The following is a 12,793-nucleotide window of genomic DNA, read 5'->3' as shown; positions in this document are numbered from 1 at the left end:
TTGACTGAGTCGCACTCACGCGCAATGAGGATTCAATCAATGACGTGTTCGGGGTGAGTATGAGAGTCAGAAACGGCTTACATTCGTCCGCTGTCGTGCCGGCATGCATCACCGATGCATTGCCGCTTCATGGGTCGACAGGGAGCTTCGCGCCCGGCGTGCCGACGAGCGCCGCCGCGCTTTCGAAGCGGGCATGGCAACTTCTGAATGCCGGGCACTTCGAGCAAAGTGCCGCGTGCGCCCGGCAGGCTGTGGCCATTGATCCGGGCAGCGGCTTCCTGCGTCTGCTGCTGGGCGTGGCATTGATGCAAGGTGGCCGACGACGCGAGGCACTCGGCGAACTCGCGCGGGCTGCCGAACTCGCGCCTCGTGATCCGCAGATTCGCTACAACCTGGCAGTCGCCTTGCACGAATCCGGACAGCAGGAACTCGCGATGGTCGAGTATCGCGCCTGCCTGGAGAGAGATCCGAATTGTGCCAACGCGTTATGGAATTACGGCGAACTTCTCCGTCTCCGGGAGCACTTCGACAAGGCGCTCGAGTGCTTTGACCGGCTGGTTCGCCTCGAGAGCGGATTGCGCGACAAGGCTGCGCACCGGATGGCCGTGTGCTGCGCCTATCTGGGTCTGGACGAACGTGCACAGGCCCTCTTCGAGACACAAATCGCCGAAGACGACGATCCGCTCACCCATTGGGAATACGCGCATTTTCTGCTTGGCAGGGGCCGGTTCACTGATGCCTGGCCGCATTACGCGAGACGTTTCGATGCAGCAGGGAAGATCGGCTTCAAGGGCATGGGCTTTCCGTACCCTTCGTGGCGCGGCCAGTTCGAAGCCGGTTCGACATTGATTGTGTCCGGCGAACAGGGCGCCGGAGACGAGATCCTGTTTGCGGCATTTCTGCCTTCGCTGCTGCAGCGGGCAGGGGCGGCCGACATGCGCGTGGTGGTGGTGTGCCGGCCCGCTCTGGTGCGGTTGTTCAGCGAGAGCTTTCCGTCGGCACGGGTATTGGGGGGAATGGTCGCTCAAGAACCGGATATTCGCGAGATCGTTGAGGAGACCTCACGTATCTGGCACATCCCGATCGGTGATTTGCCGTTGTGGCTGGACAAACCTGAGCCTGCGGCATACCTGAAGCCTGCGCCGGAGGATCAGAACGCCGCCCGGCGGCTGGTCGCAGCGTCGCGCTCGAGCGATGACTGCAGGCGCATCGGCATTGTGTGGTCAGCCAACCCGGCGTCAACCGCGTCGAACCGGCTGGCGCGCAGCGTGCCGTCGGAACCGCTGAACGCGTGTCTGAAAGGCATTGGCGGCGTGCGCTTCTTTTCGCTGATGCCGTCGGAACATCGCGCTGTGCTGGCCGGTGTGCCCGATTTGCCCGTTACCGATCTCTCTTGCTTTTTGACCGACTTCAGCCGGACTGCGGCAGCCATGCAGTGTCTGGATGAAATCGTGTCGGTGTGCACGTCGAGCGCCAATCTTTCGGGGGCGCTCGGGCTGAAAACGCATGTGCTTTTGCAAAAGCATGCGGACTGGCGGTGGTGTGGGAATACCGCCTGGTATCCGGATGTCGAGACATACAGACAAGAGGTGCGCGCGGACTGGGGAACCTGTCTGCAAGCGCTCTCCGCGAATTGGCGCTGACAAGAACTGGGGGGAAACATGAACAAGATCTACAAGTGCATTTTCAGCCGCAAGCTGAATCAGATCGTTGTTGTTGCGGAGAGCGTGGCGGGTCAGGGGAAGTCGGGGGGGCGAACCAGAGCGGTGCGGCGGGTGCGCGCTGTGCTTGCGGCGTTGGTGACTGTCGCCTGTATGGCTTTTCCGCATTGGGTATGGGCGGTTGACAAGGCTTGCGGTAATAGCAACTCCGTTTGCGGCACCAATTCGGGGTTCACCGGCTCGAGCGGGAATAACGACACGTTCTACGGCGGGGGGAGCGCCACAAATGCCTCGGGCGACAACAACACGGCTTATGGAGCCAATGCGAGCCAAAATCTGACGGGAAGTAACAACACGGCAATCGGGGAGAACGCCGGGCAGAACGTAACCGGAAGCGGAAACGTGGCGTTGGGTGTGAATGCAGGCTCGGGAATCAGTGCCTCTAACACCGTCGCGATCGGCAACAGTGCGACGGCTACTGGGGCAAACAACGTCGCTCTGGGTTACGGTAGCACGGACCAGGGCCAGTCTAACGTTGTAAGCGTAGGTGCTGGCACTGGCACCGGCGCAGGCCCCGGACCGGCAACGCGCAAGATCGTCAATGTTACGGCCGGGACCGTGACATCAACCTCAACGGATGCGATTAACGGCTCGCAGCTATACAGCTTGTCGACGTCGACCTCCACGGGCATCAGCACGGCGCAAAGCGGCGTGAACTCGCTGTCGACGGGGCTGAGCACGACCAATAGCACTGTGACGAGTTTGTCGACCTCGGCCGCGGCGGGGATCAGCACGGCACAAAGCGGCGTGGGTTCGTTGTCGACGGGCTTGAGCACCACCAAAAGCAGCGTGACGAGTTTGTCGACCTCGGCTGCGGCGAGTATCAGCACGGCACAAAGCGGCGTGAGTTCGCTGTCGACGGGACTGAGCACGACGAACAGCAGCGTGACGAGTTTGTCGACCTCGGCTGCGGCGAGTATCAGCACGGCACAAAGCGGCGTGAGTTCGCTGTCGACGGGCTTGAGCACCACCAACAGCAACGTGACGAGCTTGTCGACGTTGGCTGCGGCGAGTATCAGCACGGCACAAAGCGGCGTGAATTCGCTGTCGACGGGACTGAGCACGACGAACAGCAATGTGACGAGTTTGTCGACTTCGGCTGCGGCGAGTATCAGCACGGCACAAAGCGGTGTGAATTCGTTGTCGACGGGCTTGAGCACCACCAACAGCAGCGTGACGAGTTTGTCGACCTCGGCTGCAGCGGGGATCAGCACGGCACAAAGCGGCGTGAATTCGCTGTCGACGGGTCTGAACACGACCAACAGCACCGTGACGAGTGTGTCGACTTCGGCTGCAGCGGGGATCAGCACGGCGCAAAGCGGCGTGAATTCGCTGTCGACGGGGCTGAGCACGACGAACAGCAATGTGACGAGTTTGTCGACCTCGGCTGCGGCGGGGATCAGCACGGCGCAAAGCGGTGTGAATTCGCTGTCGACGGGTCTGAGCACGTCGAACAGCAGCGTGACGAGTGTGTCGACTTCGGCTGCGGCGGGCATCAGCACGGCGCAAAGCGGCGTGAGCTCACTATCGACAGGCCTGAACACGACCAGCAGCACCGTGACAAGCCTGTCGACCGCGGCTGCGGCGGGCATCAGCACGGCACAAAGCGGCGTGAGCTCGCTGTCGACGGGACTGAGCACGACGAACAGCAGCGTGACGAGTTTGTCGACCTCGGCTGCAGCGGGGATCAGCACGGCGCAAAGCGGTGTGAGTTCGTTGTCGACCAGCCTGAACACGACCAACAGCAGTGTGACGAGCCTGTCGACTTCGGCTGCGACGGGCATCAGCACGGCGCAAAGCGGCGTGAGTTCGCTGTCGACCGGCCTGAACACCACCAACAGCACGCTCGGGGCACTGTCGACGCAAGAAGCGACCGACGTGGGTTCGCTGTCGACCAGCTTGAATGCGACCAACAGCAACGTGACGAGTGTGTCGACCTCGGCGGCCGCCGGCATCAGCACGGCACAAAGCGGCGTGAGCTCGCTGTCGACGGGGCTGAGCACCACCAACAGCAGCCTCGGGGCACTGTCGACGCAAGAAGCGACTGACGTGGGTTCGCTGTCGACCAGCTTGAATACGACCAACAGCAGCGTGACGAGCCTGTCGACCTCGGCCGCGGCGGGGATCAGCACGGCACAAAGCGGCGTGAGCTCGCTGTCGACCAGCTTGAACACGACCAACAGCACCGTGACGAGCTTGTCGACTTCGGCTGCAGCAGGCATTAGCACGGCACAAAGCGGTGTGAGTTCGCTGTCGACGGGTCTGAGCACCACCAACAGCACCGTCGGGGCGCTGTCGACGCAGGAATCGACCGACGTGGGTTCGTTGTCGACCAGCCTGAATACGACCAACAGCAGCGTGACGAGCTTGTCGACCTCGGCCGCAGTGGGCATCAGCACGGCGCAAAGCGGTGTGAGCTCGCTGTCGACGGGTCTGAGCACCACCAACAGCACGCTCGGTGCACTGTCGACGCAAGAAGCGACTGACGTGGGTTCGTTGTCGACCAGCCTAAATACGACCAACAGCAGCGTGACGAGCTTGTCGACTTCGGCGGCCGCCGGCATCAGCACGGCACAAAGCGGCGTGAGCTCGCTGTCGACCAGCTTGAACACGACCAACAGCACCGTGACGAGCTTGTCGACTTCGGCTGCAGCAGGCATCAGCACGGCACAAAGCGGTGTGAGTTCGCTGTCGACGGGTCTGAGCACCACCAACAGCACGCTCGGGGCACTGGCGACCCAGGAATCGACCGACGTGGGTTCGTTGTCGACCAGCTTGAATACGACCAACAGCAGCGTGACGAGCTTGTCGACCTCGGCCGCAGTGGGCATTAGCACGGCGCAAAGTGGCGTGAGTTCGCTGTCGACGGGTCTGAGCACCACCAACAGCACCGTCGGGGCGCTGTCGACGCAGGAAGCGACCGATGTGGGTTCGTTGTCGACCAGCTTGAACGCGACCAACAGCAGCGTGACGAGCCTGTCGACTTCGGCTGCGGCGGGGATCAGCACGGCGCAAAGCGGTGTGAGTTCGCTGTCGACGGGTCTGAGCACCACCAACAGCAGCCTCGGTGCGCTGTCGACACAGGAAGCGACCGATGTGGGCTCGTTGTCGACCAGCTTGAACGCGACCAACAGCAGCGTGACGAGCCTGTCGACTTCGGCTGCGGCGGGGATCAGCACGGCGCAAAGCGGCGTGAGCTCGCTGTCGACGGGGCTGAGCACCACCAACAGCACGCTCGGGGCACTGTCGACGCAAGAAGCGACCGACGTAGGTTCGTTGTCGACCAGCTTGAATACGACCAACAGCAACGTCAGCTCACTTTCGACCGGCCTGAATGCGACCAACAGCAGCGTGACGAGCTTGTCGACTTCAGCGGCGGCGGGCATCAGCACGGCGCAAAGCGGCGTGAGTTCGCTGTCGACGGGTCTGAGCACCACCAACAGCACCGTCGGTGCGTTGTCGACGCAGGAATCGACTGACGTGGGTTCGCTGTCGACCAGCCTGAATACGACCAACAGCAACGTGACGAGCCTGTCGACCTCGGCGGCCGCCGGCATTAGCACGGCGCAAAGTGGCGTGAGTTCGCTGTCGACGGGTCTGAGCACCACCAACAGCACCGTCGGGGCGCTGTCGACGCAGGAAGCGACCGATGTGGGTTCGTTGTCGACCAGCTTGAACACGACCAACAGCAGCGTCAGCTCACTTTCGACCGGCCTGAATGCGACCAACAGCAGCGTGACGAGCCTGTCGACCTCGGCCGCAGCGGGGATCACCACGGCGCAAAGCGGCGTGAGTTCACTGTCGACGGGTCTGAGCACCACCAACAGCACGCTCGGGGCACTGTCGACGCAGGAAGCGACTGACGTGGGTTCGTTGTCGACCAGCCTGAATACGACCAACAGCAGCGTGACGAGCCTGTCGACTTCGGCTGCGGCGGGGATCAGCACGGCGCAAAGTGGCGTGAGTTCGCTGTCGACGGGTCTGAGCATCACCAACAGCACGCTCGGGGCACTGTCGACGCAAGAAGCGACCGACGTGGGTTCGTTGTCGACCAGCTTGAATACGACCAACAGCAGCGTCAGCTCACTTTCGACCGGCCTGAATGCGACCAACAGCAACGTGACGAGCCTGTCGACTTCAGCGGCGGCAGGGATCAGCACGGCGCAAAGCGGTGTGAGCTCGCTGTCGACGGGTCTGAGCACCACCAACAGCACGCTCGGGGCATTGGCGACGCAGGAATCGACCGACGTGGGTTCGCTGTCGACCAGCTTGAATACGACCAACAGCAGCGTCAGCTCACTTTCGACCGGCCTGAATGCGACCAACAGCAGCGTGACGAGCCTGTCGACTTCAGCGGCGGCAGGGATCAGCACGGCGCAAAGCGGCGTGAGTTCGCTGTCGACGGGGCTGAGCACCACCAACAGCACGCTCGGGGCACTGTCGACGCAAGAAGCGACCGACGTGGGTTCGTTGTCGACCAGCTTGAATACGACCAACAGCAACGTCAGCTCACTTTCGACCGGCCTGAATGCGACCAACAGCAACGTGATGAGCTTGTCGACTTCGGCCGCGGCGGGTATCAGCACGGCGCAAAGTGGCGTGAGTTCGCTGTCGACGGGTCTGAGCACCACCAACAGCACCCTCGGTGCGTTGTCGACGCAAGAAGCGACCGACGTGGGTTCGCTGTCGACCAGCTTGAATACGACCAACAGCAGCGTGACGAGCCTGTCGACTTCGGCCGCGGCGGGTATCAGCACGGCGCAAAGTGGCGTGAGTTCGCTGTCGACGGGTCTGAGCACCACCAACAGCACGCTCGGGGCACTGTCGACGCAAGAAGCGACCGACGTGGGTTCGTTGTCGACCAGCTTGAATACGACCAACAGCAGCGTCAGCTCACTTTCGACCGGCCTGAATGCGACCAACAGCAACGTGACGAGCCTGTCGACTTCAGCGGCGGCAGGGATCAGCACGGCGCAAAGCGGTGTGAGCTCGCTGTCGACGGGGCTGAGCACCACCAACAGCACGCTTGGGGCACTGTCGACGCAAGAAGCGACCGACGTGGGCTCGTTGTCGACCAGCCTGAATGCGACCAACAGCAACGTGACGAGCCTGTCGACCTCGGCCGCAGCGGGTATCAGCACGGCGCAAAGCGGTGTGAGCTCGCTGTCGACGGGTCTGAGCACCACCAACAGCACCGTCGAGGCGCTGTCGACGCAAGAAGCGACCGACGTGGGCTCGTTGTCGACCAGCCTGAACACGACCAACAGCAGCGTGACGAGCTTGTCGACCTCGGCTGCAGCCGGCATTAGCACGGCACAAAGCGGTGTGAGCTCGCTGTCGACGGGTCTGAACACGACCAACAGCACCGTGACAAGCCTGTCGACCTCGGCTGCAGCCGGCATCAGCACGGCACAAAGCGGTGTGAGCTCGCTGTCGACGGGCCTGAACACCACCAACAGCACCGTGACAAGCCTGTCGACCTCGGCTGCAGCCGGCATCAGCACGGCGCAAAGCGGTGTGAGTTCGCTGTCGACGGGTCTGAACACCACCAACAGCACCGTGACAAGCCTGTCGACCTCGGCTGCGGTGGGGATCAGCACGGCGCAAAGCGGCGTGAGTTCGCTGTCGACCGGCCTGAACACGACCAACAGCACCGTGACAAGCCTGTCGACCTCGGCTGCAGCCGGCATCAGCACGGCACAAAGCGGTGTGAGCTCGCTGTCGACCGGCCTGAACACCACCAACAGCACCGTGACAAGCCTGTCGACCTCGGCTGCGGTGGGGATCAGCACGGCACAAAGCGGCGTGAGCTCGCTGTCGACGGGCCTGAACACCACCAACAGCACCGTGACAAGCCTGTCGACCTCGGCTGCAGCCGGCATCAGCACGGCACAAAGCGGTGTGAATTCGCTGTCGACCGGCTTGAACACCACCAACAGCACCGTGACAAGCCTGTCGACCTCGGCTGCAGCCGGCATCAGCACGGCGCAAAGCGGCGTGAGTTCGCTGTCGACCGGCCTGAACACCACCAACAGCACCGTGACAAGCCTGTCGACGGCGTCCGCCGCCGGCATCAGCACCGCACAAAGCGGCATGACCTCGTTATCGACGACCCTGAACACCACGAACAGCAATGTCAGCTCACTGTCGACCGGCCTGAACACCACCAACAGCACGGTTGGCTCGCTGTCGACGACCCTGAACACGACGACCAGCAGGGTCAATTCACTGTCGACCAGTCTGAACACGACCAACAGCAACCTCGCGACCCTGTCGACCTCTGCGTCGACCGGAATCAGCTCGGCTGTAACCGGCGTGAGCTCGCTGTCCACCGGCCTGTCGACGACGAACAGCAATCTGGCGTCGCTGTCGAGCACGTTTTCGAGCTCGATTGCCTCCTGGGTCAACAGTCTGAGCACGGTCAACAACAACCTTTCGACGTTGAGCTTTTCCATGTCGACCAGTGTGGTTCAGCTCTTCACGGGTGTTGCGTCTCTCTCGACCGGTTTGAGCACGACGAACGGCAACGTGTCGACATTGAGTACCGCGGTCACCTCGCTGTCGACGGGGCTGTCCTCGCTGTCCACGCAGATCAACTCCCCCGGGTTCGGGAAAGGTACACAGAACAAGACGACTACGTCTACGTCCACCGCGCTCTCTACATCGACTTCGACAAGTGTCAGCACCGCGCAAAGTTCCACCTCGACGGCGTCGGCTTCGCTGTCCACCAGTTCCGGCTCGCAATCGACCGGCACCAAGGCAGTCGTTGGCGCGCAACTCGTTCCGAGCGCGCTGGCAAGCCCGGTCGCGACAGGCACCGGTGCACAGGCCACCGCCGACTCCGCCACCGCAGTGGGCACCAACGCGGTCGCGTCGGGGAGCAACTCGGCTGCGGTCGGTTCAGGAGCGGTAGCCATGGCGCCGAACTCGGTCGCGCTCGGCGCGAACTCGATAGCGACCGATGCGAACACAGTGTCAGTGGGGACGCCAGGCGACGAGCGCAGGATCACGAACGTGGCGCCCGGCATGAACCCGACGGACGCGGTCAACGTTTCGCAACTGGCAGCCGTGCAGTCGAACATGAACCAGGTGGCAAGGCTCGCATATTCCGGCATAGCCGGGGCCGCCGCGCTGACGATGATTCCTGAAGTCGATCCCGGGAAGACACTCTCGGTCGGCTTCGGAACGGCCAGCTACCAGGGCTATCAGGCCGTGGCCCTCGGCTTCACGGCTCGCATCACCAACAACCTGAAGATCAAGGGCGGGGTGGCGATCAACGGCGCGGGCGGCAATACGTATGGGGGCGGCGCAGCGTACCAGTGGTAAGCAACGCATATCGATCGAGGCAGACAGCCATGCGAATCGGAATTTCGGTTCTCACGCACGCCGGCCAGAACATCCGGGAAAACGGCCTGGGCCAGAACGTCTCCTATCTGGCCCGGCTGTTCCGGTGCGTTCAATCGGTCGTCTTTTCGCGCACCGCGTTGTGCAGATGCAGCTTCATGAAGTCGGCAGCGGCTTCGCGTTGATCGGCGAGAAGCAGGTCGATGAGCGTCAGGTGTTCGCGGCAACGCCGCTCTGCCTGATCCCGATCGACGGCCTTCCGGTATTCCATCAGCCGGCGTAACCGGTCGAGACGGCGCAAGCCGTCGAGAATGAACGCATTGCCCGAGCAGGCGGCGATCGTTTCGTGCAACCGGCTGTTCGCGTCGAAAAGCGCTGCCGGAGACGCGGTTCGCACGCCGCCGGTCGCCAGGGCCTCCTGTTCCGCGCGACAGCGCAGCAGTGCCTCGCGATCCAGCCGGAATGTGGGCTCGAGTATCCCGGCGGCTTCGATCAGCAAGCGATACCGATACCCCTGCCGATACGTTTCCGACGAGGTCAGGACGGACTGGAACATCCAGCCATGTCCGGGCCGGCGTTCTATCCATCCTTCCTGCACCATCCGCCGAAGTATCGCGTTCAGCTGCGCACGCGTGACGCCGTAGCGGCGCATCAATTCGTTCTCCGTCACGCGGTCGGGGAGTTGGCCGGCCAGGCGATCCTCGGCAATCGCCAGATAGACCTGCTCGGTTGCATCGGTATTTTCCGCGTCCCGAGTGGCGACGGCGTCGAGCGGCATCGCGCCTTCCGCGACCGCATAGCCGCCATCGGGATGCGCGGATACGACCGATCTTGCGGCCAGGCGCTTCAACGCTTCGCGGACAGGCGAACGCGACACATTGAACTGCTCCGCAAGCGCGCGTTCGGGCAGGCGCGTCCCGGGTGCAATACCGGAATTGGCAATGTGCTGATGAATATTCGCCGCGAGCACATCGGCGAGGGCGCGAGTCATGGGGAATCGGATCACGTGGGACGGTGCGATCGTACCACATCGGCGGATTGGTCTTTTGGGCGTATGGTGAACCTGACGAGGGTGTTGCATCGGTCACGCCAGGTCCACCATTGAATCCCACAAGTACAAGTAAAGACCGGTGAACTTGCGCGGTCGTCCAGGGCGAAAGATGGATCATTGTTTACCCTGATTGGTACTTTGACATGTCAAAAATCCCTTTACATGGTCTTTTGAATTCGTAAAATGCCACTCATTCCAACCGGTTGCATCGATCAAGGAGGCACATGTGCAGCGCAGGCATCTTCTCGGCGCGAGTCTCGCGGCAGTCGGCGGCTACGCGCTGTCGAGCACGGATTCGGCCGCCTCGTTGTCCGGCGGCTCGGTGGCACCGGTAAGCACCGGACCGCAGGACTTCCCGAGCCGCCCGGCAGCGAATCTGCCGCCGGGCAGCTGCGATTGCCACGTTCACCTGTTCGACGCCGAGCGCTTTCCGTTCGCGTCTGACCGTACGTACACCCCCGGGCGTGCCGGGGTAGCGGATCTGCTTGCGTTCGAGGCCCGTCTCGGGATCGATCGCATCGTGCTCGTCCAGCCGAGCGTGTACGGAACCGATAACGCGGCGCTGCTCGCCGGCCTCCGGGAGCTGGGGTTGACCCGGGCCCGCGGCGTTGCCGTGATTGATCCGCGTACGGCAACCAGGGCGGAGCTGCAGGCTCTGCACGAACAAGGCGTGCGGGGTATCCGGCTGAATTTGCAGGTGAAGGGCGAGCGCGATCAGACGGTCGCGATGGCGCAATTGCGGCGCGCGGCCGACGTCGTCGGACCGCTCGGATGGGCGGTTCAGATCTACGCCGACCTGGACGTGATCGCAGGCCTCGCTTCCGGCATTGCGGATCTCGCGGCGCCTGTCGTCCTCGATCACTTCGCAGGCGCACGCGCGGACAGGCTGCCCGAGCAGCGTGCCGCCTTCGGCACCGTTCTCGATCTCGTGAGACACGGCAATGCGTACGTGAAGCTGTCGGCGCCATACCGCGCTTCACGGCAGGCGCCGCAATTCGACGACCTCGCGCCGCTGGCACGGAAGCTGATCGAGACGCGCCCCGATCGCATGGTGTGGGCATCGGACTGGCCGCATACCGGGCGCGCCGGCAATCGCGACGGGAATCTCGCGCGCGTCGAACCGTTCCGCCGCGAAGATGCCGGCCGCGCGCTGAATCAGTTGCTCGCATGGGCGGATTCCGCGGCGCTGCGTCAGCGCATCCTCGTCGACAACCCTGGGCAACTCTATGGCTTTACCGAGCCGGCAATCTGAACTCTTTCGACATCGACTGGAAATCACTCATGTTTCGCACCTTGAACCCGGCCACGGAAACTGTCGTGGCAACCTTCGACGCCGATTCGCCCGCGCGCATCGAGCAGGCACTCGCGGATGCGTGCGCCGCGCAACGCCACTGGGCTTGCGAGCCGCTTGCCGTGCGTGCGGCGGCGGTCGCGCGCATCGGCGACGTGCTGTTGCGCCGCAAGGCTGAACTGGCCGCGCTGATCACGCTGGAGATGGGCAAGCCGATCGTCGAGTCGGAAGCCGAGGTCGAGAAGTCGGCATGGACGTGCCGCTTCTATGCGGAGCACGCGGCACGGTATCTCGATGACGAGACGGTCGCGAGCAACGCGAGCGAGAGCTTCGTCGTCTACGACCCGCTCGGCGTGGTGCTGGCGATCATGCCTTGGAATTATCCGCTCTGGCAGTTCATCCGTTTCGCGGCGCCGGCACTGTGCGCAGGAAACGGCGCGATCCTGAAGCACGCCGGTAACGTCCCGCAATGCGCGTTGGCAATCAACGCGGTGTTTGCGGAGGCCGAGGTACCCGCGGGTCTCGTGGCGTCGCTGCTGATCGAGCCGGAAAACGTCGCCCCGCTGATCGACGATCCGCGCATCGCCGCGGTCACGCTGACCGGTTCGACCGCGGTCGGCAAGCTGGTCGCATCGCAGGCCGGGCGCGCGATGAAGAAGCAGGTGCTCGAGCTCGGCGGTTCGGATCCGTTCATCGTGCTCGCCGACGCCGACGTGGAAGCGGCCGCCAAGGCGGCTGTGAAGGCGCGGTTCTCGAATACCGGCCAGAGCTGCATTTCGTCGAAGCGCTTCATTGTCGACGACAAGGTGGCGGATCGCTTCGTCGAACTTTTCTGTGCGGGCGTTGCGCAGCTGAAGGTCGGCGACCCGACGGATCGCGACACGACGATCGGCCCGATGGCACGCGCGAACCTGCGCGACGAACTGCACCGGCAGGTCGAGCGGACCGTTGAGGCCGGCGCGGTGCTGAAAGCAGGCGGGCAACCCATTCCCGGCACGGGATTCTTCTATGCGCCGACGGTGCTGGACCACGTCGCGCCGGACATGGCGGCCGCATGCGAGGAAACGTTCGGTCCGGTCGCGGCGATCCTGCGCGTCACCGACACCGAGTCCGCGATCGAGCTCGCCAACGCAACGGAGTTCGGGCTCGGCGCCGCGATCTGGACGGCTGACCTTCACCTGGCCAGGAAACTGGTTCGCCGGATCGAGGCGGGCGCGGTATTCGTCAACGGCCTCGTGGCGTCGGATGCCCGTCTGCCATTCGGTGGCATCAAGCAGTCCGGGTACGGTCGCGAACTCGGCGCGGCCGGCATCCGCGAATTCACCAACATCAAGACGGTCTGGATCGGACCGGCGCGCTGATTTCACATCCCCACAGGAGTACCCC

At 63.4% G+C, this 12,793-nt stretch carries 7 protein-coding genes and 1 pseudogene; 5 read left to right on the top strand and 3 right to left on the bottom strand.

What is annotated here, in order from left to right:
- Positions 1 to 59 precede the first annotated feature (59 nt).
- Positions 60 to 1,643: a tetratricopeptide repeat protein gene (locus tag ACV229_RS09890; RefSeq protein ID WP_448082927.1), complete on the top strand. Its 1,584-nt coding sequence runs from the start codon at positions 60 to 62 to the stop codon at positions 1,641 to 1,643.
- A gap of 18 nt (positions 1,644 to 1,661) precedes the next feature.
- Positions 1,662 to 1,787, top strand: a pseudogene (locus ACV229_RS09885) (ESPR domain-containing protein); the annotation flags it as partial.
- Positions 1,788 to 2,164: 377 nt separating this feature from the next.
- Here ACV229_RS09885 and ACV229_RS09880 read toward each other — a convergent pair.
- Together ACV229_RS09880 and ACV229_RS09875 are read right to left on the bottom strand one after the other, a co-directional pair.
- Positions 2,165 to 8,176, bottom strand: a complete 6,012-nt coding sequence (locus ACV229_RS09880) for a hypothetical protein (RefSeq protein ID WP_448082926.1) — start codon at positions 8,174 to 8,176, stop codon at positions 2,165 to 2,167.
- A 15-nt stretch (positions 8,177 to 8,191) separates the two neighbouring features.
- A complete protein-coding gene (locus ACV229_RS09875) occupies positions 8,192 to 8,638 on the bottom strand; it encodes a hypothetical protein (protein WP_448083020.1) in 447 nt (148 codons plus the stop codon).
- Between ACV229_RS09875 and ACV229_RS09870 the strand changes: the two genes are divergently transcribed.
- On the top strand, positions 8,637 to 9,047 hold the full coding sequence (locus tag ACV229_RS09870; RefSeq protein WP_448083015.1) for a YadA family autotransporter adhesin: 411 nt from the start codon (positions 8,637 to 8,639) through the stop codon (positions 9,045 to 9,047). The genes ACV229_RS09875 and ACV229_RS09870 overlap by 2 nt on opposite strands.
- Before the next feature lie 130 nt (positions 9,048 to 9,177).
- Here ACV229_RS09870 and ACV229_RS09865 read toward each other — a convergent pair whose 3' ends face one another.
- Positions 9,178 to 10,056, bottom strand: coding sequence for a GntR family transcriptional regulator (locus tag ACV229_RS09865; RefSeq protein WP_448082925.1), 879 nt, complete (start codon positions 10,054 to 10,056; stop codon positions 9,178 to 9,180).
- Between the two features lie 286 nt (positions 10,057 to 10,342).
- On the opposite strand from ACV229_RS09865, the gene ACV229_RS09860 reads away from it, so the two are divergent.
- Both ACV229_RS09860 and ACV229_RS09855 read left to right on the top strand, forming a co-directional pair.
- Positions 10,343 to 11,368 carry an amidohydrolase family protein gene (locus tag ACV229_RS09860; RefSeq protein ID WP_448082924.1) on the top strand — a complete coding sequence of 342 codons (1,026 nt, stop codon included), beginning with the start codon at positions 10,343 to 10,345 and terminating at the stop codon, positions 11,366 to 11,368.
- A gap of 29 nt (positions 11,369 to 11,397) precedes the next feature.
- A complete protein-coding gene (locus ACV229_RS09855) occupies positions 11,398 to 12,768 on the top strand; it encodes an NAD-dependent succinate-semialdehyde dehydrogenase (protein ID WP_448082923.1) in 1,371 nt (456 codons plus the stop codon).
- Positions 12,769 to 12,793: the final 25 nt, after the last annotated feature.

This window comes from Burkholderia sp. MR1-5-21, assembly GCF_053427715.1.
The sequence above is the reverse complement of the archived record's forward strand: the minus strand, read 5'-3'. Positions and strand labels throughout refer to the sequence as shown.